Annotated in this window: 21 protein-coding genes; 6 read left to right on the top strand and 15 right to left on the bottom strand. The window is 71.5% G+C overall.

Features of this window, described 5'->3' with window-relative positions:
- Window positions 1–71: 71 nt before the first annotated feature.
- A complete protein-coding gene (locus AC1DXJ_RS06105) occupies window positions 72–1,022 on the bottom strand; it encodes a D-2-hydroxyacid dehydrogenase family protein (RefSeq protein WP_477636541.1) in 951 nt (316 codons plus the stop codon).
- On the bottom strand, window positions 1,019–2,344 hold the full coding sequence (locus AC1DXJ_RS06100) for a glycosyltransferase 87 family protein (protein ID WP_477636540.1): 1,326 nt from the start codon (window positions 2,342–2,344) through the stop codon (window positions 1,019–1,021). The genes AC1DXJ_RS06105 and AC1DXJ_RS06100 overlap by 4 nt, the downstream gene beginning before the upstream one ends.
- 41 nt (window positions 2,345–2,385) lie before the next feature.
- Here AC1DXJ_RS06100 and AC1DXJ_RS06095 point away from each other — a divergent pair, with 41 nt between their 5' ends.
- Window positions 2,386–4,593: a hypothetical protein gene (locus AC1DXJ_RS06095; protein WP_477636539.1), complete on the top strand. Its 2,208-nt coding sequence runs from the start codon at window positions 2,386–2,388 to the stop codon at window positions 4,591–4,593.
- On the opposite strand, the gene AC1DXJ_RS06090 is transcribed toward AC1DXJ_RS06095, so the two are convergent.
- From AC1DXJ_RS06090 to AC1DXJ_RS06070, 5 genes are all read right to left on the bottom strand, one after another.
- The gene (locus AC1DXJ_RS06090) at window positions 4,532–6,040 is read right to left on the bottom strand and encodes an MptA/MptB family glycosyltransferase (RefSeq protein ID WP_477636538.1); all 1,509 of its coding nucleotides are present in this window, start codon (window positions 6,038–6,040) and stop codon (window positions 4,532–4,534) included. The two genes, AC1DXJ_RS06095 and AC1DXJ_RS06090, sit on opposite strands and share 62 nt — an antisense overlap.
- Window positions 6,041–6,051: 11 nt before the next feature.
- The gene (locus AC1DXJ_RS06085) at window positions 6,052–6,804 is read right to left on the bottom strand and encodes a glycosyltransferase (protein ID WP_477614307.1); all 753 of its coding nucleotides are present in this window, start codon (window positions 6,802–6,804) and stop codon (window positions 6,052–6,054) included.
- A gap of 57 nt (window positions 6,805–6,861) precedes the next feature.
- The gene (locus AC1DXJ_RS06080; protein WP_477636537.1) at window positions 6,862–7,752 is read right to left on the bottom strand and encodes a DUF5926 family protein; all 891 of its coding nucleotides are present in this window, start codon (window positions 7,750–7,752) and stop codon (window positions 6,862–6,864) included.
- A 65-nt stretch (window positions 7,753–7,817) separates the two neighbouring features.
- Entirely contained in the window at window positions 7,818–8,291 is a 474-nt protein-coding gene (locus AC1DXJ_RS06075; protein WP_477614305.1) for an ATP-binding protein, read from the bottom strand.
- Between the two features lie 41 nt (window positions 8,292–8,332).
- Window positions 8,333–9,112, bottom strand: a complete 780-nt coding sequence (locus AC1DXJ_RS06070; RefSeq protein WP_477614304.1) for a glycerophosphodiester phosphodiesterase — start codon at window positions 9,110–9,112, stop codon at window positions 8,333–8,335.
- Between the two features lie 241 nt (window positions 9,113–9,353).
- Here AC1DXJ_RS06070 and AC1DXJ_RS06065 point away from each other — a divergent pair, with 241 nt between their 5' ends.
- The 3 genes from AC1DXJ_RS06065 to AC1DXJ_RS06055 all read left to right on the top strand — a co-directional run bounded on the left by AC1DXJ_RS06065 (window position 9,354) and on the right by AC1DXJ_RS06055 (window position 10,987).
- Window positions 9,354–9,842 (top strand): RNA polymerase sigma factor, encoded by a 489-nt coding sequence (locus tag AC1DXJ_RS06065; RefSeq protein ID WP_477636536.1) that lies wholly within the window; start codon window positions 9,354–9,356, stop codon window positions 9,840–9,842.
- Window positions 9,839–10,429 carry a methylated-DNA--[protein]-cysteine S-methyltransferase gene (locus AC1DXJ_RS06060; protein ID WP_477624604.1) on the top strand — a complete coding sequence of 197 codons (591 nt, stop codon included), beginning with the start codon at window positions 9,839–9,841 and terminating at the stop codon, window positions 10,427–10,429. The genes AC1DXJ_RS06065 and AC1DXJ_RS06060 overlap by 4 nt, the downstream gene beginning before the upstream one ends.
- A gap of 66 nt (window positions 10,430–10,495) precedes the next feature.
- Window positions 10,496–10,987: a nucleoside deaminase gene (locus AC1DXJ_RS06055; RefSeq protein ID WP_477624603.1), complete on the top strand. Its 492-nt coding sequence runs from the start codon at window positions 10,496–10,498 to the stop codon at window positions 10,985–10,987.
- On the opposite strand, the gene AC1DXJ_RS06050 is transcribed toward AC1DXJ_RS06055, so the two are convergent.
- The 5 genes from AC1DXJ_RS06050 to AC1DXJ_RS06030 form a co-directional block, all read right to left on the bottom strand.
- A complete protein-coding gene (locus AC1DXJ_RS06050) occupies window positions 10,988–11,593 on the bottom strand; it encodes a DUF421 domain-containing protein (RefSeq protein WP_477636535.1) in 606 nt (201 codons plus the stop codon).
- A 72-nt stretch (window positions 11,594–11,665) separates the two neighbouring features.
- Window positions 11,666–12,730, bottom strand: a complete 1,065-nt coding sequence (locus tag AC1DXJ_RS06045; RefSeq protein ID WP_477636534.1) for an aldo/keto reductase — start codon at window positions 12,728–12,730, stop codon at window positions 11,666–11,668.
- Window positions 12,731–12,752: 22 nt separating this feature from the next.
- The gene (locus AC1DXJ_RS06040; protein WP_477636533.1) at window positions 12,753–14,081 is read right to left on the bottom strand and encodes a PP2C family protein-serine/threonine phosphatase; all 1,329 of its coding nucleotides are present in this window, start codon (window positions 14,079–14,081) and stop codon (window positions 12,753–12,755) included.
- Between the two features lie 40 nt (window positions 14,082–14,121).
- On the bottom strand, window positions 14,122–15,162 hold the full coding sequence (locus tag AC1DXJ_RS06035; protein ID WP_477614298.1) for an ANTAR domain-containing protein: 1,041 nt from the start codon (window positions 15,160–15,162) through the stop codon (window positions 14,122–14,124).
- 83 nt (window positions 15,163–15,245) lie between these two features.
- Window positions 15,246–16,007: an MBL fold metallo-hydrolase gene (locus AC1DXJ_RS06030; protein WP_477614297.1), complete on the bottom strand. Its 762-nt coding sequence runs from the start codon at window positions 16,005–16,007 to the stop codon at window positions 15,246–15,248.
- 104 nt (window positions 16,008–16,111) lie between these two features.
- Between AC1DXJ_RS06030 and AC1DXJ_RS06025 the strand changes: the two genes are divergently transcribed.
- Window positions 16,112–16,552, top strand: coding sequence for a VOC family protein (locus tag AC1DXJ_RS06025; protein WP_477632897.1), 441 nt, complete (start codon window positions 16,112–16,114; stop codon window positions 16,550–16,552).
- A gap of 57 nt (window positions 16,553–16,609) precedes the next feature.
- Here the strand turns inward: AC1DXJ_RS06025 and AC1DXJ_RS06020 are convergent, their stop codons facing one another.
- Together AC1DXJ_RS06020 and AC1DXJ_RS06015 are read right to left on the bottom strand one after the other, a co-directional pair.
- The gene (locus tag AC1DXJ_RS06020) at window positions 16,610–19,231 is read right to left on the bottom strand and encodes a glucosidase family protein (RefSeq protein ID WP_477636532.1); all 2,622 of its coding nucleotides are present in this window, start codon (window positions 19,229–19,231) and stop codon (window positions 16,610–16,612) included.
- A 145-nt stretch (window positions 19,232–19,376) separates the two neighbouring features.
- Entirely contained in the window at window positions 19,377–20,012 is a 636-nt protein-coding gene (locus AC1DXJ_RS06015; protein ID WP_477636531.1) for a TetR/AcrR family transcriptional regulator, read from the bottom strand.
- Between the two features lie 117 nt (window positions 20,013–20,129).
- Between AC1DXJ_RS06015 and AC1DXJ_RS06010 the strand changes: the two genes are divergently transcribed.
- On the top strand, window positions 20,130–20,630 hold the full coding sequence (locus AC1DXJ_RS06010; protein WP_477632894.1) for a cupin domain-containing protein: 501 nt from the start codon (window positions 20,130–20,132) through the stop codon (window positions 20,628–20,630).
- A 10-nt stretch (window positions 20,631–20,640) separates the two neighbouring features.
- Here the strand turns inward: AC1DXJ_RS06010 and AC1DXJ_RS06005 are convergent, their stop codons facing one another.
- Entirely contained in the window at window positions 20,641–21,609 is a 969-nt protein-coding gene (locus tag AC1DXJ_RS06005; RefSeq protein WP_477632893.1) for a carbon-nitrogen hydrolase family protein, read from the bottom strand.
- Window positions 21,610–21,651 lie beyond the last annotated feature (42 nt).

Here is a 21,651-nt window from a genome sequence, read left to right as displayed (position 1 = left end):
CGCGGAGGAAGCCTTGCGGCGAAGTCTTGGGATAAGGACGTCGGGCGCGGACGGGGAAGGCCTGAACGGAGTCAGCCCACGACGTTGACGGGCGCACCCGCCTCGAAGGCCAGCACCTGGTCGACCGCCGCGTCGTAGAGCCGCTCGAGGACGTCCCACTCGACGTACCCGAGGTGAGGAGTGGCAGTCAGGTTCGGCAGGGCCAGCAGCGGGTCGGCGGCGTCGAGCACGGGTTCGACCTCGAACACGTCGACGGCGGCCCGTCCGGGGCGCCCGGCCTCCAAGGCCGACGCCAGCGCTCCGGGGGCGACGATCGAGGCACGCGAGGTGTTCACGAACAGCGCGTCGGGCCTCATCAGGGCAAGATCGGCCGCCGTGACGATCCCGGTCGTCTCCGAGACCAGAGGCAGGTGCACGCTCAGCACGTCGCACTCGGCGAAGAAGGCGGCGCGACTGGCGGCCGCGGCATACCCGGCCTCTGTCGCTCGGGCGAGCGAACCCTCGCGTCCCCACACGAGGACGCGCATCCCGAAGGCCCGCCCCACCTCGGCCACGAGGCTGCCGATGCGACCGAAGCCATAGACACCAAGGGTTTTCGCGTGCAAGCCCGTGCCCACCGAAGCCTGCCACTGCCCGGCGCGCAGTCGCTGCACCTCGGCCGGCACGTGGCGGAGGGCAGCGAGGATCAGTGCCCAGGTCAGCTCGGCGGTGGCCTGTGGACCTCCCGCGCCTCCCGCGGAGACGGTGATCCCGCGCTCGACGCAGGCGGCGACGTCGAGATGGCTGGTGTTGCGCCCCGTCTGGCTCAGCAGGCGCACCGTGGTGAGCCGCTCGACCACGTCACGAGGGACGGGGGTCCGCTGCTGGAGCAGGATCACCGCGTCGAAACCGTCGAGCCGCTCGGCCAGCGCCTCCCCGCGCACTGAGTCGGTGAACGCCACCACGTCGTGGCCCTCGAGCCGCCGCGCCGCGGGGAGCCGCGCGAACGCCCCGGCGTAGTCGTCCAGGACCGCGACCCTCATGGCGTCGCCTCGGCGCGCTCCCCAACCTCCGAGTCCCGGGTATGCCGCGTGGCCGGCTTGCTGTGCAACGCCCACCACAGCAGGGCGAGGGCGAGCAGGGAGCCGAAGGTGTCGGAGTTCTGCAGGACCCGGCCGAACCAGCGTGGCCAGTCCGGGTGGCTCAGCCACGTGATGCCCCACCACGGCAGCCGGCACAGGAAGAAGCCCGTCACGACCGCTGCGGCGGCAAGGCGACGGCGGTCCCGCATGGGGTCTGCACCCAGGACGGCGAAGATGACCACGACCATCCAGTGCAGGTGGTGGATCCAGGCCACCGGCGACAGCAGCACCGCCATCAGCCCGATGGCCGCGACCTCGCTGATCGAGTCGCCCGCGAGGTAGGCGCGTCGTGCGAGCTGGTAGCCGACGAAGCCCACCACGGCGACCAGCAACAGCCAGAGGGCATCACCGGGCAGTCCGTGGGGGCCCAGCCTCAACAGGAAGCCGCGGATGCTCTGGTTGGAGGTGCCGGCGTTGGGACCGAGTCGGGCGGGGTCCTGGAGCGCGCCGCCCCAGAAGGCGAACGACGCCTCCGGCAGCAGCACCCACGACCCCAGGGTGACGGCGACCGCGGTCACCACGGCGGTGATGGCTTCCTTCCACCGCCGGTTGACCAGGTAGTGCACGACGAAGACACCGGGCGTCAGCTTGATCGACATCGCCAGGCCGACGAGGACACCTGCGGGGACGCGGCGCAGCAGCCCCGGACGCGGGGTGCGCAGGTCCATCAGGCAGGCGAGCACCATGAACGCGTTGACCTGGCCGAACCGGATCCCGTCCGACACCGGGTGCAGCCACAGCATCGGCACCGTGAGGAGCGCCAGGGTGATCGGCGCGAGGGTGCCGGTGCGGTGGATCAGGCGCCACCCGGCATACCAGACGATGGCGGCGGTCGCCGCGATCTGGGCCAGGGTCCACAGCCAGCCGATGGCACCAAAAGGCAACAACGCCAAGGGAACCGCGAGCACGGCTGCAAAGGGTGGATAGGTGAAGGGCAGCAGCTGGGGGGCTTCGGTCATGGCCGAGTAGATGGGTCGCCCGGTGAGGATCGAGACGCCTGCCTCGCGGTAGACCTCGACGTCGACCTGCCACTGGTCCAGCGGCCAGAAGACGAGGTAGCGCAGCACCGGTATGGACGCGCCGGCGAGGACGACCACGACCGCGAGGCTCCACCGCGCTGCCGGCGACCAGCCGGCCACTCGGGAGCCGGCTGAGCGACCCAGGGTGCGGAACCGGTGTCCTCGACCTCGGGCCACGGCGGCGGTGGGGGTCGCGGTGGTCACGCCCCCATTCTGTCCTGCGCCGCGACCCGTAGCCTGTACGGGTGACCCGCCGCGCCCGACTCTCCCTCGCCGGCCTGTTCTCCCTCCTCCTCGTGACCCTGCTCTCCGTGCTGCTGCCAGGCGCCACGGCCACCGCGGACCAGCCCACCTCGGTCGCCGCCACCCCAGCCACCGCGACCAACCCGATCATCCTGATCGGCACGGGCGGCCTCACGTGGAGCGACGTGAACGCGAAGGGCACCCCCGCTCTCTGGTCGTTCCTGCGCGACGGGTCGACTGCGGCACTGTCCGTGCGTTCGGTCTTCCCCAACACGTGCCCTGTCGACGGTTGGCTGAGCCTGTCGGCCGGCAACCGCGCGGCAGCGCCGGGCGCTGGCAAGAACGGCGCCCGCAGCACCACCGACCCGTGCCCGCCCGTGCCCGAGGTCAGCAGCGGCGTCGTGCCCGACTGGAACACCTACGTCAAGGCTGCCGACGCCCTCAAGTTCGACTCCACGCTCGGCACCCTCGGCGAGCAGCTCGCCTCCAACAGGCAGTGCGTGCAGGCCGTCGGGCCGGGTGCCGGGGTCGGCGCGGCCTACCTCTCCGGCGCCGTGCCGAGGTATGCCGCGTTGCAGCCCAGCGAGCTCACCGGCCTGCTCTCGCGGTGCCGGGTCACGCTCGTCGACGTGGGTTCCCTGCGCGACCCGAACGACCTGCCCGACCGCGAGGTCACCAGCGAGCCGGACACCCGGCAGGCGCAGGCCACCGCCATCGACCGGCGGATCGCCGAGGTCCTGGCGGCCGCCCCCAGCGGGTCCGACCTGGTCGTCGCCAGCCTGTCCGATGCGGGCATGAGCGAGCGGCTGCGCCTGGTGGCGGCCAAGGGTCCGAGCTATGGCTCCGGCACGCTCTACTCCCCCTCCACCCGCCAGGACGGCGTGGTCCAGTCGGCCGACCTGACCGTGACCGCCCTGAGCGCGGCCGGGGTGCCGGTCCCCGACGCCCTGGGTGGGTTCGCGCTGCGGAGGGGACAGGAGGGGCCCAACTCCGAGGCCGCGGCCCGCGACCGGCTGCGGCACCTCCTGGACTTCGACCAGGCCAGCCACGAGGTCCACCCGCTGGTGCCACCGTTCTTCAACGCCGTCGTGATCGCCCAGATCGCGATCTACCTGCTGGCGGCTGTCGTCTGGCGCCGGGACTTCGGGTCGATCGACCTACGACTGCGACTGCTGCGCATCACCCGACGAGTGGCGGTGGTCGCCGCCACCATCCCGGCGGCGACGTTCCTGGCCAACCTCCTGCCGTGGTGGCGCTTCCCCATCCCGATGGTGGCGGCTGTCCTCAGCGTCGGGCTGTTCGTGGCCCTCATCTCGGCGATCGCGCTGTTGGGACCGTGGGCCCGTCGCATCACCGGACCCCTGGTCGTGGTCGCCCTGGCCACCCTGCTCGTCCTCGGTGGCGACGTGATGTTCGGGTCGCACCTCCAGATCTCCTCGCTGATGGGGCTGCAACCCGTTGTCGGCGGCCGCTTCTACGGCATGGGCAACGTGACGTTCGCGCTGTTCGCCACGGCTGCCCTGTTGCTCTGCATCGCGGTGTCCAGCCACTTCGTCCGCCGTGGGAGGCCGCGCGTGGCGGCTGCGGCGGCGTTGGCCATCGGGCTGGCGGCCGTGGTCGTGGACGGCTACCCCGGATGGGGTGCCGACGGCGGTGGTCCCCCGGCGTTGCTGCCGGGCCTGGTCTACCTCGTGCTCGCCATCCTCGGCATCCGGATGACCTGGCGCCGCGGCGCCCTCCTCGCCGGAGGGACCATCGCCCTGTTCCTCCTCGTGGGCTTCCTCGACTCCCTGCGAGGCACCGAGAACCAGTCGCACCTCGGGCGGTTCTTCCGGTCGATCTTCACCGGTAAGGCGGGCGACATCATCGTGCGCAAGCTCCAGCAGAACATCGACATCCTCTTCGGCAACTACCCCCTCGCGCTGCTCGTCCCCATCGCTCTGGTGTTCGTCATCGTGATCCTGGCCCGACCGACCTCCTGGGGGTCGCGGTCGCTGCAACGCTCCTACGAGGCGATCCCGACCCTGCGGCCCGGCCTGATCGCCCTGCTGATCACCATGACCATCGGCTTCGCCATCAACGACTCGGGCGTGGCGATCCCGGCCAACGGCGCGATCATCGCGGTCCCGCTCATCATCGCCGTCAGCGTCAGGGTGCTGGAGGACGAGGCTCGGGGTTCTGCGACGACACGCGCCTCGCGGCGAAGGTGAGCCACCCCCACACCAGCATCGCGGCATACGGCACCGGGGTGCGGCGCACCCACAGGGTGACGCGTTGGACCGCCGGTGTCATGCCGACCACACGACCCGGCACGTAGGCGACGGCCATGGCGACCAGTCGCACCAACAGGATCAGGTCGAGCACACTGGCCGCGAGGACCGGCAGCGTCGCCCAGGTCAGCAGGTCGTACCACGGCAACGAGTAGGGCGCACCGACGGTGTAGGCCGTGCTGAGCACGAGCACCCACCGCACCGCGGTCCCGGTCGAGGTGGCCGGCGCGAGGTGTCTGGTGAGCCTGGCGAGGACCACGACGAAGACCAGGACCGACAGCGTGGCCAGCCAGGTCACCACGGTGCGGGCGTGGCCCGAGGTGAGCGGGCCGCTCAGGGCTTCGTAGAGCAGCCGCCACGGCGTCGCGAGCGAGATCGACCGGCGAGCGCGGTCCAGCTGGTCGAACACGTGCGGTCCCGCCCACAGGTGCAGGGGCACCACGAGGACGAGGGCGGCGAGCGCGAACCGGCCCGCCCGGCTGAGGAACCCGGACCGCTCGTGGGCCCACCAGCCGAGCAGCACCGCGAGCGCCACCACGCCGTAGGTGACCTTGCAGGACACTGCCAGCCCCGCGAAGGCACCGGCCGCCCAGGGATGTCGCGCCGCCAGCACCAGGGCAGCAACTGCCAGCGCGGCAGCGACGAGGTCGACATGGGCACCGAGCACCCCGACCCCGAAGACCACGGGGTTGAACGTCCACAGCGTGTCCACGCGTCGCGGCGTCGCACCCGCCCGCAGGAGGAGGAACCGCACCGCCAGCCAGGCCAGCGCGACGAGGACCTGCCAGCACCACACGGTCTCGCGGACATTGGCCCCCGCCACGTGCGAGGTCAGCGCCTGGAGGAGCGTGGCGAAGGGTCCGTAGACGCTGACGGTGTGGGTCCACGGGGGTTCGACCGCCGAGGTCACCGGGTCCAGGGCGGACCAAGCGCTCGGCGGGGTGAGATAGGGGTCCCCGCCGAGGGCGGCGATCCGGCCGTAGGCCGCGTAGTTCGTGTGGTCAGCGGAGCCGAACGGCCCGGTGACCAGCGCCAGCACCGCGAGGCCCACGGGAAGAGCCCAGCCACCCGGGACGAGTCGGCGTCGGGCCTTGGTGGCGACGGCACCGAGCATCGACGCCCCGGACACCACGGAGGGCTCTGCGCGAAGTCGCGCCACGACGCCCAGGGCGCCGACGAGGTATGCCGTCCACAGCAGCCCGGTCACGAGCGCCGGGCCGGGTGACCAGGCCAGGTCTCCCGGCGCCCAGCCGCGCGGACCCAGCGGGGGTTTGGCCGCGCTGGGGCCGGCCAGTCCCACCAGCACGAGGAGCGCGAACGACAGGGTCAGGGCGGGCGTCGCGAGCCTGCCCCGCAGGGACGTCGAGGCCCCACCCGCCGTCGTCATCGTCGCGCCGGTCAGCGCAGCCCGCGCCGGGCCCGGCGGCGCGCCAGGGCGAGGGCGACGTCGCGGTACTGCTTGGCCCGGTGCACCTGGCCGCGCCAGTCGGAGCCGCTGACGCGGTGGTGCAGCTCGCAGGGCACCTCCTCGACGCGCAGGCCCGCCATCAGCACGTCGACGGTCAGCCCGACCTCCACACCCCAGCCTCGGGCCAGCGGACTGGCCGCGTCGAAGGCCTGCCGCGAGATGCACCGCATCCCCGACAGCGGCTGGTGGGCCACGAAGCCGGTGAGGTCCTCGATCCCCTTGCGGGCCAGCCTGACCACGAACCCGTGCCCGCCGCCGGCCGTCTTCTGCGGCGGCAGGGTCGCGATGGTCATGTCGGCGCGCCCCTCGAGGACCGGCGGCACGAGCACGGCGACGTTGGCAGCAGTGTCCTCGAGGTCGCCGTCGACGAAGAGCAGGGGTCGCCGGCCGCCGGAGTCCCCGACGCGGCCCTCGACCCCTTCGTGGCGGGCGACGTAGCCCGCCCCCGTCGTCATCGCCGCGGCCTTGCCCCTGTTGCGCGCGTGCCGCACGACCTCGGCGCCGGCTTCGCGAGCGATCTCGGCCGTGTCGTCGGAGCTGCCATCGTCGACGACCACGACAAGGTCCACCCCCGGTATGCCGCGGACGGCACGAACCGTCGCAGCGATCCGGTCCGCCTCGTCCTTGGCCGGGATCACGGCGGCCACGGTCGGGGTCGTGGGCTGGGTGGTGGGTGGGGTCATGTCAGCTCGGCCATGTCAGCGGAGTCCCGTGGGCTCGGTCATGTCAACCCCAGCCCGTCAGCGCAGGGTCACCTGGCGGCTGAGCAGTCCGGACCGGGCCCGACGCTCCTCCGCGGTGAGGGGCGAGTCGGCGGCCGAGGCCGCGGCATACCTGGTCATGAACTCCGCGAGCGGGGCCTCGTAGTCCTCGGAGGTCTTGTCGGGCTCGAGGTCCCAGACGGGCACGAGCAGGCCGCCCGCGCGGAACGCGCCGAGCAGGCGGGTCGGCTCGCCGAGCCCGCTGTCGCCGCTCGCGTGCAGGCGGGCCAGGGCGTCGGTGGCGACATCCTCGTCCTCGGGCAGCACGAGCCGGATGTGGGTGCGCTCACCGATGCGGCACCAGTACGCCGACGGCGCCGCGGCCATCTTGACGGTCGGGATGACCGACTCGTTGGCGCGATCGAGCGAGGCCTTCGCCTCGTCGTCGAGCTCGGTGTCACCGACCCAGAAGTCGAAGCCCTCGTGCACCGTCACCTCGAACGGCGCGGAGGTGTCGAGGAGGTCCTGCAGCCGCGGAGTCTGCGCCGTCGAGGCTGGGGTGCTGGTGATGGGCACCCCCTGCTCTGCCGAGGCGGCCGCCAACAGCGAGGTCGCGAGGTCGCGCGACGCGTCCCCGGAGATGGACCCCGACTGGGTGCCGACGAAGACCGCACCGTCGGCGCGGTGCAGGCCCGGCCACGCGAGGGGCAGCACCGTGGCGATGGTCACCTCGGTGGGCGCCCCCTCGGGGGCCTGGCCCTTCGCGAAGGTGACGGTGGCCGTGGCGGCCGGGAGGATCTCGCGCATCGCGACCCAGTCGGTCTCGCCGGGCAGACCCTCGAAGGGCCGCGCGACGAACGGTGCGGGGTCGACCCGCGTCGTGGCGGTGCCGTGGTCTGCGCCCTTGCGGCGCCGTGATGCCTTGCCCATGGCGCAAACCCTAGTGGGAGGGGTGCGGGGGCGAGGGGTGGGGAAGGCGGAGGTGGAGGTCGCGCTCAGTGGCTGCGGCGCCGGGAGGGGCCGCCCAGGGAGGCCCACACCGTCGACCCGTTGCGGTCCTCGGTGACGCCCCACTCGTGGGCGAGGCTGCGGACGATGCGCAGGCCTCGACCCGAAGGCGCCCAGATCGTGCGGGGAGCCGGACGGGGTGTGCTCTCGCTGCCACCGTCGGTCACCTCGACCTCGACGACGCCGCCCTTGACCTTCCAGTGCACCCGCAGGTTGCCGTCGGCGAGGGCGCGGGCGTGCCGGACCGCGTTGGAGACGAGTTCCGACACCACGATCTCGGCCTCGTCGATGACGGCCGCGGGCACGTCACGACCCTCGAGGTCGTCGACCAGCGCCTTGCGGATCTGGGCCACCGAGGTCGCACGCCACGGGACCCGGACAGTCCGGGACGCGTCTCGGCCGCGCCCCGCCGACGACGGTTGCGAGCGGTGGGGGCGTTCCCCCAGTGGTGCTGCTGCCATGCCCAGTGCCCATGTCCGATCGTTGCGAGTTCGCACGGAGACTATCTACTGACCTCCACAGCGTCGAGGACCGCGCGCGGACGGTTGCTGATGATCGCGTCGACGCCGAGCTCCAGGCAGAGCTCGATGTCGGCCGGTTCGTCGACGGTCCAGGCATAGACCTCGTGACCGTGGCGGTGCTGCCGAGCCACCGTCTGGGGGTAGCGCCGAAGGATCTTGATGTCCATCCCGACCGTGTGGATGCCCTTGGGCAGCGACCCGTCGCGGAACCGCAGCGGCACCGACTCCTCGATGAGGTAGACCGCCGGCACGCCCGGACACAGCTGGCGCATCCGCTGCACGGCCAGCTGGGAGAACGACATGACCCGCACCCAGTGCTGGTCGGGACGGCGGGGACCGTCGAGGTCGAACTCGGCCAGTACCCGGGCGAGCTGACGCTCGACCAGCCCGGCATAGCGGGTGGGGTGCTTGGTCTCGATGGCCAGGCCGATAGGGCGTTCGGACTCCAGGACCGTGGTGAGCAGGGCGCGCAGCGTGAGCAGGCGGTTGCGGTCGCGATCGGGGAGCTCGAGGTCACCAGCGTGGTCCTTCTTCCACGAACCCCAGTCCAGGCCCTCGAGCTCCGCCAGCTCGAGGGTGGACACGATGCCGCGCCCATTGGAGGTGCGGTTGACCCGGCGGTCGTGCACGCAGACGAGATGCGAGTCGGCGGTCAGCCGCACGTCGCACTCCAGGGCGTCCGCACCCTCCTCGATGGCCCGCATGTAGGCCCGCAGCGTGTGCTCCGGCTCGGCGAGGCTGGAACCTCGGTGGGCGATCACGAGTGGGGTGTGTCGCGCAGCGCCCCGGAAGGGCGCAGGGACGACGTCGTCGAGCACCAGACCATGTTTCCACACGAGGCCGATTCCCACCCGCTGCTCGGGACTTCGGGCCGAGATGCGGCACGATGGCTGCCCCGGCACACGCGGCATGCGGTGGCGGTTGGCTCTCTGGCTCGGGCCCACGCGGGCCCGCCAGTCACGGGACTCACACGACTCACACGATGGGGAGGTGCGGCGTTCCATGGGTGTGAAGCTGCCCGCCTTCCAGACCCTCGTCGACGCGCACTGGCGTGACGTCGCGCGCCTCGCCCACGCCCTCGCCGGCCCGGTGGACGGGGACGACGTCGCCCAGCAGGCGTGGACGCAGGCGCTCGCGGCCTACCCGACGCTGGGCTCGGCACGGAACCTGCGGGGCTGGCTGCTCACGATCACGCACCGGTGCGCCATGGACGTGCACCGACAACGGGCCCGCCGTGCGGTGCCCGACGACGACCCCGCGTCGTTGTCGACAGCCAGGGAGGCCGCTCCGGCCGCTGACGCCGAGCTGCCCGACGGACCCCTCTGGGCCTCGGTGGCGGCGCTGCCAGCCCGGCAGCGCGAAGCCGTCGTCCTCAAGTACGTCGCCGACCTCGACCACCCCACCATCGCCATCGTGCTGGGCACCTCGCCCGCCATGAGCCGGCGCCTCGTGAGCGACGCGCTCGCGACCCTGCGTAAGGACGTGTCATGACCGACCCCGCTGCCCGCCTCGCCGGCTTCCAGCCGAGTCCTGCCCACCTGCACCCTCCGGTGCTCGCTCCGAGCGATGTCTCCTACGTCGTGGAGGAGACTCCGATCGGCCGAATGCTGTTGGCCCGCAACGACACTGGCGCGCTCGTCGCCTCGGCGTTCGTCCCGACCGCCGAGGACGAGGACCATGTCCTGACGCGTCTCAGTGAACGCGTGTCACCGCGGGTGTTGCGTCAACCACGCGAGCTGGACGACGCCCGCAGCGAGCTCGAGGACTTCCTCGCCGGACGGACGCGGGAGTTCACGCTCCGCACCGACCTGGCGCTCGCGTCCGACTTCCAGCGGACCGTGCTGCCCCGCCTCGCGGCGACAGTCGGCTACGGAGACCGGGCGACCTACGGCGAGCTGGCTGCCCGCGTGGACCGGCCCACGGCCGCGCGAGCCGTCGGCGCCGCCCTCGGGGCGAACCCGTTGTGCGTGGTGCTCCCGTGCCACCGCATCGTCGCCTCCAGCGGGGCCCTGACCGGGTATGCCGGTGGGCTGGCCGCCAAGCGCTACCTCCTCGAGCTGGAGGCCGGCCACCGCTGAGGTCGCAACAGGCTGAGGTCCGCACCGGCGGTGGTTGGGTGCGGCGTGGTCTGCGAGCATCGAGGTGTGTCCCTCTCCGACGTCGACCTCACCCACCTGCGCCAGTGCGTGGACCTCGCCCGTGAAGGGCTCGAGGCGGGCGACGAGCCCTTCGGCTCGGTGCTCGTCGACGGAGCCGGGGCGGTGCGGTTCGCCGACCGCAACCGGGTCCGGGACGGCGACCAGACCCGTCACCCGGAGTTCGAGGCGGCCAAGTGGGCGGCCCAGCACCTCGCCGCCGACGAGCGCGCGGCCTGCACCGTCTACACCTCCGGCGAGCACTGCGCGATGTGCTCGGCCGCGCACGCATGGGTCGGCCTCGGTCGCATCGTGTATGCCGTGTCCACCCGGCAGCTCGTCGGCTGGCTCCGCGAGTGGGGTGTGCCGCCAGGCCCCGTGCTGCCGCTGGCGATCCAGGCCGTTGCGCCGGGGCTCCAGGTGGACGGTCCGGCTCCCGAGCTCGAGCAGGAGGTGCGGGAGCTGCACCGGCGACTGCACGGCATACCCGAAGGTCGGTGATCAGGCGGGAGGGGTTGCGCCTCCCTGCGCGTCGAGGCGGGCGGTGAGCGCGTCGACCGCGCGTCGCAGGTCGCCGATGGTGGCGCTGCGCGCGTCGGGCCGCAGCTCGACGGTGATGGAACCTCCCGGTTCGAGCGCGGCGTGCTGCACCTCGCTCAGCGAGTCGGCCCCGTGGGTCTGGATCGCGTTCGTGAGCTCCTCGGGACTCATGCCCACGTGGGCGAGGGCCCGGTCGTCGACCACGCCGTCCCTGACCACAACCGTGGGCCGGCCGTCGAGCAGCCAGGCGACTCGGGCGCTGTGCAGTGACCAGCGGTCCAGTCCCGCGTTGACGAGGACGAGGACGGCGGCGCCCAGGAGGCCGCCGACGAGCGAGTTGTCCTGACCGATGATGGCGTTCTGGACGACGTTGGACAGCAACAGGACGACGACGAGATCCTGCGAGTTCATCTGTGCCATCAGGCGTTTGCCCGCGACGCGGATGATCAGCAGGATCCCGAGGTAGATCGCGACGGTTCGGATGACCTTCTCCGCCGGAGGCATGTCCAGGTGGAGGAGGTCGTCGATGACTCCCTGCGGCGCTGCGGCGACGAGCTGTTCGAACACGGTGGCTCCTCAGGCTGGATGGCTCTGGCCGCCAACCTAACCCGGGCTACAGCCTCTGCACTGGTGACGCGGCTACTCGCGCCCGGACGAGATCCAGGCCGGGTCCGTGCTGAGGTTGCGTCCACCCTCGGCGAGGTCGGCAGCGGCCTCCAGCCGCCCCAGCTGGTCGGCGTCGAGGTGGATCGTGATGGCTCCGAGGTTCTCGTCCACGCGCTCGGGGCGACGGGTGCCGGGGATCGGCACGACCGGCATACCGAGGCGCTCGCCCTGGGCGAACAGCCACGCCAGCGCGACCTGGGCGGGAGTTGCGCCCAGCTCGGAGGCGACGGCCGTGACGACCCCGACGACCCGCTGGTTGGCCTCGAAGCCGGCGTCGAACCGCGGGTGACCCCTGAGCATCGAGGCGGCTACGGCCTCCTTCGTCATCGCCCCGGTGAGGAACCCGCGCCCGAGCGGCGAGTACGGCACGAAGCCGGCCCCCACCTCGCGCGCAGCCGGGACGACGTGGTCCTCGACGTCCCGCGACCAGATGCTCCACTCGCTCTGCACCGCGGTGATGGGGTGGACCGCGGCGGCCGCACGCAGCTCGTCAGCGGTGACCTCGGACAGCCCGAGGTGGCGCACCGTGCCCGCTGCGACGAGCTCGGCCATCGCGCCGACGGTCTCCTCGATGGGGACGGTCACGTCGCGACGGTGCAGGTAGTAGAGGTCGATGACGTCCGTCCCGAGACGTCGCAGGCTCGCCTCCGCAGCACTGCGCACGTATGCCGCGTCGCCGCGGACCGCGGTCGCGCCAGGCCCGTCGTTCGGGATGCCGGTGATGCCGAACTTGGTCGCGAGCTGCACCTCGTCGCGACGGGTGCGCAGCAGCTCGCCCACGAGCTCCTCGTTGGTGCCTGCCGGTCCGGACTCGCCCTCACGTGGACGGCCGTAGACGTCTGCGGTGTCGATGAAGGTGACACCTGCGTCGACGGCGTGGTGGAGCGTGCGCAGCCCTTCGGCGGGGTCGGTCTCACCGTAGACGTGCGTGATCGCCATGCCGCCGAAGCCGAGTCGGCTGACCTCGAGGCCGTGGCCCAGGTCGACCCTGGTCGTGGCGTGGGGGCTCTGTCCGGCGTGGTCGGTCGTCTCGCTCATGGGGTGGAGCTCCTCCTCGAGGTCACAGCGGCTCACTGACTGGTGCAGGGCGCAGCTTCTGAGAGCCTGCGGTGGTTTCCCGGTCGCGCCCGTGGCAGCCGTGCCAGTCCAGGACGAGGAGGGTGGCGTCGTCGGCAAGGGCCTGACCGGAGACCTGCAGGACCAGGTCGGTGAGCTGGCGGGTGGCCTCGCGCGGGTGCAGGTCCCGGGTCCGGGTGATCTCGGCGATCAGGTCCATGGTGGCGGCATCGCGCTCGAGCATGCCGTCGGTGACCATGACGAGCCGGTCTCCCGGCTCCAGGTCCAAGTGGGTGCTGCGATAGGCGGTGCTGGCGAACAACCCCAGGGGCACGTTCACCGGGAGGGGGACAGCCCGCGTGGTGCCTGCGCGGCAGAGGTACGGAGCGACGTGTCCGGCGTTGACCAGGGCGAGGATTCCGGTGCGAAGGTCGAGGCGGCCGAGCATGCCGGTGGAGAAGCTCTCCGAGCCCGTGGCGGTGGCGTGCTCGAACAGGGCCAGGTTCGCGTCCCGCGCCTGGGCGAGCAGTGAGGAGCCCTGACGGCGGCTGTTGCGCAGGCTCCCCACGCACAAGGTGGCGGTGAGTGCGCTTGCCACTCCGTGCCCCATCGCGTCCGTCAGCGAAAGGTGCAGCGCGTCGCGGCCCAGGCAGTAGTCGAACGTGTCGCCGCCGACGGACGCGGCCGGCTCCAGCCACGCCGAGAGAGTGAACGCTCCCGCCTCGCACGTGAAGGCCGCGGGCAGCAGCCGCCGCTGGATCTCGGCGGGCAGGGTGAACGCCGTGCTGCGCTGGCCCCACTCGAAGAGGTCGGTGTGTCGCCGGTTCGCAATCACCACGAACGACAGCACGTGGCCGATGCGGGAGATCTGGCCCAGGGTGGCAGCGTCTGGAGCGGTGGGCAGCGACAGCTGGAGGAGCCCGAGGACCTCGCCCCGCTCGGTCACCGGCGCCAGGACGACCCATCGGGCCGGGCTCCGGCCCCCGCCCGAGTCCGCGGCGGGTGGGATGACCTGCACACTCTGGGTGCGCAACGCCGTCTCGACCGGCCCACCGTCGAACGGCACCACGACGGCCTGTTCGTTGTCCTCCGCCCGAAGGAACCCTTCTTGGCCGCCGAGGCCCAGCTGCGCCAGCTCCTCGGAGGAGGCCCCGTGCGAGAGGCGGACCAGTCCGCGCCCGGAGATATCGGCAATGAGGAAGAACGCCGCAGACGAGCCGAGGGCTTGCGCGAGGGCTTCGGTGACCGCCTCCACCGCCTGCAACGGAGAGGCGTTCTCCGCGGCGTCCAGCACTCCGCCGAGGAGCTCCGTGGACCGTTCGGAGGTCGCCATGGCGGGAACAGTACGCCCCCGACGCCGCACGGGGCCGTGCCTACGACTCGGGTTCGACGAGGCGCAGCGCCAGGGTGTGCAGCTTTTCGTTGAGCCGGTTGGATGAGCGACGCAGGACGTCGAAGGCCTCCTCCGGGCTGAGGTTGAGCCGCTCCATCAGGATCCCCTTGGCCTGGCCGATGACATCTCGGGACAACAGGGCCTCGTTGAGGTTCTTTGCCAGATCCTGCAGGGCGTCGCGTTCACGGACCGCCCCGGCAGCCACCGACGCGTGTGCGGCCAGGATGAGTCCGATCTGCTGAGCCTCGTCGCTGAACGCATCGGCCTCCGTGCCGTAGGTGTTCAGCGATCCTCCGGTGCCCGCGGTCGCAGGACCCGCCGCCGCCAGGCGGTAGGAAGCGGCTGAGTGCGCACCCAGGTCGGCCGGACGGGACGCGAGCGTGGGCCAGCGGGTGTCCGGGAACGACTGCGCATAGACGACCGGGGTGTCGACCGCGTCCAGGATGGGCCCCTCGTGCGCGTCGTACTGCGCCTGGTCGACCACCGACGCGGCCAGGTCCGTGGTCGCGGCCGTCTGATACGACCCTCGCCCACTGAGCGTGACGCTCGCCATCTCGCAGCCCGCAACCGTGCTCACCGCGGTCTGGGCGATCCGCAGAAGGACATCATCGAAGGAGTCGGCTGCGTAGAGATGCTCCGCAATGGCGGCGAACGCCGACGCCAGCCGCGTGGTCGGAGTGGCCTCCGTTCGCAGCTGTGTCGCCTCGTCGCGAGCACCAGCGGCAGCATCGCGCTCGCCCGCCAGCTCGTCACGGTCCTGCCGCGCCTGCTCCCGAGCAGCGCGGGCATCGACGTGCTGCGCTCCCGCCTCGGCACCGTCAGGCGGGGCACCGAGCTCGGCCGCGCGGACGTCCACGCGCAACTCCCGCTCGTCCAGCGCCGCCTCCCGCGTGGCGGCTGTCCGGTCCCTCGCATCGCCAGTTCGGTCGCGCCGCGCCGCCAGCTCGTCACGCCGGTCCGCAACGAAGTCGCGCTTCTCAGCAGCCCACTCTCGCTCCTCATCAGGCAGTTGGACGGCCATCAGATCTGCTCCTCCGCCGAGCGACACGTGGCTTGATCCTATGCCTTGGTCCCACCACGTCGACCGTCCCGAGCACGCCGGGTTCAGCCGGCTGGGTCTCGGACCTGTTGCACGTTGGACTGGTGCGGGACGGAGAGCCAGTCGTGCTGCTGCAGACGCGCGTCGGCCGGTTCCTCTCCTCGCCGGAGTGCGTCGAGGTAGGCACGATCGGCCTCGAAGCGGACCGCGACCTCGACCCCCCGCGCCACCGCGCCGTGGCCCGGGACCACGACCTCGACCTGCCGGGCAGCCTCACCCAGCCGGTCGAGTGCCGACTCATAGGCGTCCAGCTGACCAGGACGGCGGGCGTCGAGGAGCGGGATCAGGACGTCCGAGAGCATGTCACCCGCGATCAGGACGCCACGGTCCGCCAGGAGGATCGCCCCGTGGCCGGGGGCGTGCGCCTGGTGCTCGATGATCTCGCCCGGCACGAGTGCCCCGTCCGAGGGCAGCGGGGTGAGCAGCGCCACCAGCTCGAGCGGGATGCCCGTCGCGCTCTCCGCCGCCATCGCCTGCGCCCGCTCCCGGGCCTCGGTGGCAACCTGGGCGCCGGCAGCGGTGGCGTAGCGCGGGACGTCTCCGAACCGCGAGTGCCAGAGCAGGTGGTCCCAGTGGGGATGGGTGCAGAACCCCGCGACCACCGGGATGCCGAGCCCGTCCACGTCATCGGCGAGCTGGTCGAGGTCGGAGCCGTCGATGCCGGGATCGACGACGGTCAACCCGGCCTCTCCGCGAACCACGATGGCGTTGCTCCAGACCCACTCGCTCTGCCGCACCCAGACACCGTCGGCCACCTCGTTCAGCATCGAGTCACTGTGTCAGGTGTCGGAGCCCGACGCGAGGTGCCCTACCGTTGCGAAGGCGCTTTCGGGTTGCGGATGCGCAATCGGCACGACGGGAGGACGGGCCCATGTCGCACGTACGACGCTTCGACCACATCGGCATCACGGTCGCGGATCTCGACCTCGTGACCGACTTCTTCGTGGCGCTGGGCCTGGAGGTCGAGGGCAGGACCTTCGTCGAGGGCGAGTTCCTCGACACGGTCTGCGGCATTCCCGGCTCCCGCACCGAGATCGTCATGTTGAAGCCACCCGGCGATGGCACCCGCCTGGAGCTCGCGAGGTTCGTGCGACCCGACTCCGTGCCCGGCTCCCCGGCCGCCATGGCCAACGAGCTGGGGTTGCGCAACGTGTCCTTCGAGGTCGATGACCTGCAGGCAGCTGTGGACTGGGCTGCGACACAGGGCTACGGACTGGTCGGGGGCGTCGGCGAGTACGAGGGCTCCTGGCGGATGGCGTACGTCCGGGGGCCGGAAGGGCTCGTGGTCTCACTCGCCCAGCGCCTCGGCTGACGCCTCGCACCAACCGTGGCAACGCCATTGCGCAGAACGGCGTTGCCACGGCATGGTTCAGGAGGCCGTCACCACCAGGGTGTGCGAGCCGGCCTTGGTCGGGACGGTCACCTCGAGGCCACGGTTGGTCGTACGGCTGGTCCAGTCGGACAGCACCCGCCCGTCGAGCACGACCTGGGTCACCGTGCTGCCGCGCGGGACGGTGTGCCCGATCCAGACCTTGTCGGCCCCGACGGCGCTGTCGACGGCAAGGGTCGTCGTGTAGCGCGAACCAAGGACGGAGGCCGTCACGCCGGCGAACCCGCCGCCCAGCCGGATGTGCTCACCGGAGGCCGATGGCTGACCGGCCGGTACCTGCGGCACCACGACCAACTCGCCGTTGCCGAGGTCGGGCTGGAGGCCGAGCCACTGGTGGACGACCGCCCACGCGGTGCCGTAGTTGCCCCACGCCTGCATGAACATCGAGCGGCAGGTCCAGCAGCGGTCGATGTTGGCGCCCTGGTCCGGCGAGGGGAAGATCTCGGGCATCGCGCCCGGCTGCTCGTCAGGTGTCCCGCCCGTGGCGGGCTCGGCGAACATCGGGTCGGCCAGGGCGTGCGTGTAGCGCTGCTGCTGTCCGGCACCGAGCCGGCCGTAGTTGCCCTCACCGATCGACTGGATCGACGTGGTCAGGCCGAAGACGACCTTCTCGCCCTGGCCGTTCTGGCCACCGCCGCACCCCGTGTGGAACAGGCCGGTAGACAGGGGAGCCGTCCCGCTGTAGCAGGGGTCCTCGCGGCCGGCGAGCGCGGTGTTCCCGTGGGCGAACGGCGCGAGGCCGGGCACGGTGCGCCCGTTGACCTGCAGCTCGGCCTCCATCGGCGTCTGGCCGATCCAGTGCTTCTGGAACGACTGAACGTTGCCGGGATCGGTGAGCGAGTCGGCGTACTGGGACGCCGCGGCATACCACCACGCCCCGTCGAAGCGGTCGCTGATCTGGCGGGCGAGGGTGTTGGCCCACGAGAAGGTGGGGCCGTCGTGCTTTGCCTTCGCCATGGTGGCCAGGTCGTAGAGCCCGCGGATGTAGTAGACGGTGTTGTCGAGCTTCTCCGTGCCCATGCCGCCGCGCTCGACGTTGCCGAGGCCCTCGGGGAAGCCGTCGTGGTCGGCGTCGAGGGTGCGGGTGACGTACTTGAGGTTGCGCACCGAGAAGTCGTACATCTCGTCGCGGAACCCGTTGTCACCGGTCCAGCGCCACAGGAGCGCCACGGTGCTGGGGAACTTCACCGTCTCATCGGTGTTGAAGTTGTATGCCGTGGTGCCGTCCGGGTTGGTGCTGCGGGAGTCCTGGCCGTACCAGATCGACCCGTCCGACACGACCTCGTGCGTCACGACGCCCGAGCGGTTGTTGAGGATGTCGGACACCTCGCGCAACGCCCGTAGGTGGTCCTTGATCGCCTCGAACTGCCCGACCGGTACCGATGCGAACGCGGTGTACTCGGCGTCCGTGCCGAAGATCCACGGGTAGTCGGGGAAGCCTGCCCCGATCCAGGTCGCCTTGGCGACGGTCCCGGAGGGTGCGGGGAACTGCTTGCCCTGGTTGGTCCAGCGGATCTGCAGGTCGGTCGCCGTCTGGGTGAGGTCGGCAATGTTCTGCTTGCCCCACTGCACTGCGTCCTGCACCAGCGGGTCGCCGGGCAGGGAGAGCTGCGTCATCTGCGACAGCGCCAGGCGTGAGGCCTTCTTGGCGGCCAGGGCCGCACCGGGGTCGGCCAGCGCCTTGGCGAGCTCGCCACGGGCCGAGGTCAGTCCCTGGTCGGAGCCGGCGACGGCCAGCCAGATCGTCGTCGAGCCGCCGGCCGGCAGGTCGAGGCTGTAGGTCAGCCGGCCGCCGGTGCCCTTTCCGAAGGGTCCGTCGTCGCAGGCGGAGGGCTTGGGGTCTGCCGGGGCGCCCGTCTCGTTGCCGGTGCAGCGGTGGCCGGGCTRGGCTCCGTAGAACTGGCTGCCGATCTGCCCGGTGCTCGGGGTGGCTGCGGTGCCGACGACCGCGGCGTAGTGGTGGACAGGGGCCCCGGGCAGCGCACCGTCGTCGGTGAAGACGAGGTTCTTGCCGTCGTAGGCACCGATGTCCTGGAGGTTGTCGCTCGCGTTCGGGGTCACGCCGCCGAAGCCCCACGGGTACTGGCCCATCAGCTCGGAGTGCGCGTCGACCGAGAGCTTGGCCGTCCGGGCCGCACCCGGGTTGGTCACGGTCAGGCCGAAGAGCGCACCACGCACGCCGTCAGGCACGAAGTCCGTGCGCGCGACCCTGAGGCCTGCGGTGTCGGGCAGGTCGTAGCGGCTGTAGCCCCATCCGCTGGTGAACTTCGTCGCGGGCCCCACCCACTGGTCGTCGAGGCCGAACCACACGCCGTCGACCATCTTCATCGGAGGTGTCCAGACGCCGCCCATCTCACCGGTGATGTGCCAGCCGTTCGCGTAGAACCGGCCGTCCTCGAACCCGACGGAGTAGGCGCGGGTGCCGGCCGAGACCTCCCGCCGGTCGGCCAGGCGCGTGCTCACCGACAGTTCGTCGCCGGCCGCGGCGATCGCCGCTGCGGTCCCCCCTCCCCTCGGCGTGGCAGTGGCGGGCACCTGTGCCGCCATGACGGCCACTCCCAGCAGCAGCGCTGTTGCACCGGCAACGTGAGATCGAGACATCGTCGTCCTCCGACCCAGAAGGGGAGCGGCGCCGGGCGGCGTCGCCTGGGTGGTCTGGACGGTTCGCCCGAGGTTTTCGGACTACTTTGTCCGGACCTTGGGACGCTACACCCGGCCCTGCGGACCGGCAACGCAAGATCTCGTGCTAGCCAGCCGACGTCCCGACCGCCGCACTGGGGCTAGCGATCGCCCTCGTCAGCAGCGCCTGGGCCGACTCGCACATCAGGTCCGCAGCCTCGTCCCGCGACAGTCCCGCCATGTCGGTGAGCCAGACCAGCGCTTCGATCCCGGCGGCACTGCGGATCGCCAGAACGAGCCGGTGCAGCGCCTGGTCGCCGAGCTGTCCGCGCAGCGGTTCGAGGGCCTCGGTGATCCAGGCGATCGCCCGACCCTGCCGCAAGGGCAGCGGCGAGCCGTCTGCGTCACGGGGCTCGAGGGACAGCCGCAGCATGGTGCGCTGCTGGGCCTCGGTCTGCACGATCAGCGTCGTGAAGGCGCGGATGACGATGTCGAGCCGCGCGGCAGGCTCCGCGGGAGGGTCGTCGCCGAGCAAGGAACGCGCGCCGGTCTCGGGATGGGCGGCAGCCAGGAGGGACCCGTGGTTGGGGAAATAGCGGTATGCCGTGGCGCGCGACACCGAGGCCGCGACGGCGGCCTGGTCGACGGTCGGGATCTCACCCCTGGCCACCATGGCGCGCGCGGCGTCGACGAGCGCCCTGCGGGTGCGGCTCTTCTGACCGGTCCGGCCGTGGGTCTCGTAGGGCATTGACACACCGTTCATGATACGTCAGTCTCATCATGAGACTCCAGTCTCACGGACGGTGTGTCCGACCGGCGTGGCCACACGGCGACTCCGGTCGACTCCGATCCCCACGCAAGTCCGACGAAAGTGGGCGTCATGTCCAGCACGACCACGGTTCCCGCAGCCATCATCAGGGCCGAGGGCGAAGGAGAGCGTCGCTGGTTCTTCGGCGGCGGCGTCCACACCTGGAAGGTGCGCGCCCACGAGAGCAACGGCGCCTTCCTGCTGTTCGAGGACTCGATGTCCGGCGGGAAGGCGACCCCGCTGCATACCCATCCGGACTCCGACGAGACCGCGCTGGTGCTTGAGGGCGAGATCCTTATGCACGTCGACCGAGTCGACCACCACGTCGGTGCCGGCGGTGTCGCGGTCGCACCACGGGGAGTGCCGCACGCCTTCCGGGTGCTGTCGGCGAGCGCGAAGATCCTGTTCCTGCACACGCCGGGGTGCTGCGAGGCGTTCTACTGGGATGCGAGTGAACCGCTGGCCGAGGACGGGGTCGACGGCGCAGACGGTGTCGTCGACTTCGACCGGGTCCGCGCCTCCGCGCAGGCGAATGGCGGGATCGTGCTGCTCGGCCCGCCGCCGTTCGGGTGAGGCCCCAGGGTCACCCTCCCTGCGAAGCGGTCTCCTCGGACAGGACGGTGACGGCGCGCTGACGTCGTGTGTCGACGGTCAGCTGGAAGACGTCGGGGCGGTGGTAGTGGCCGACGGGGTCGAACATCCGTCGTCCGGAGGCCACCGCGGTGAGGTCGACCTCCGCGGCGAGGATGCCCTCCTCGTGACGCAGCGGACCGGCGACGATCTCGCCGTTGGGGTTGCAGATCACGCTGTTGCCCGGCTCGACCCACTCGGCCTCGGCACCCTCCTGCGCCCGCCACACGCGGTCGCGGTCCGGGAAGTCGACAGGGATCTGGTCCACGCGCAGGCAGGGGTTCACACCGAGCACCCACACCCGACCCTCCCGGGCGATGTGCCGCATCGTCGCGATCCAGCCGTCACCCTGGGCCAGGGTGGGCGCGACCCAGATCTCGACCCCCTGGGCGTACTGGTGGAAGCGCGCCAGCGGCATGTAGTTCTCCCAGCAGATGAGGCCACCCACCCGGCCCAGGTCGGTGGGCACCACGTCGAGCATCGAGCCGTCACCCATCCCCCACACCGTCCGCTCGGATCCCGTGGGCATCAGCTTGCGGTGCTTGTTGAGCAGTCGTCCATCCGGCCCGAAGTACAGGAGCGTGTTGTAGATCGTGGTCCCGTGCGGCTCCCGCTCGTCGACCCCGACCACCACGTATGCCGCCGCCTCCCGGGCGGCGGCGCCGATCCGTTCCGTGGTCGGCCCTGGTACGACGACCGCCTGGTCGACGAGGCGGGCGAACCAGGCCTCGTCGCCGTCCCAGATGGGGACCGAGTCGATCCAGATCGGCGTGCCGGGCACGAAGACCTCGGGGAACACGATCAGCTCGGCGCCCCGAGCGGCGGCCTCCGCGATGAGCTGCACGACCTTGTCGGTCGTCGCCTCGCGATCCATGAGCACGTAGGACGCCTGCACCGCAGCCGCCGTGAAGACTCTGCTCATCGAGGCACCTCCACCCGACGTCGCTCAGGTCAGGCCCAGGAC

This window comes from Pedococcus sp. P2_D9 (assembly GCF_056404275.1).
The sequence above is the reverse complement of the archived record's forward strand: the minus strand, read 5'-3'. Positions and strand labels throughout refer to the sequence as shown.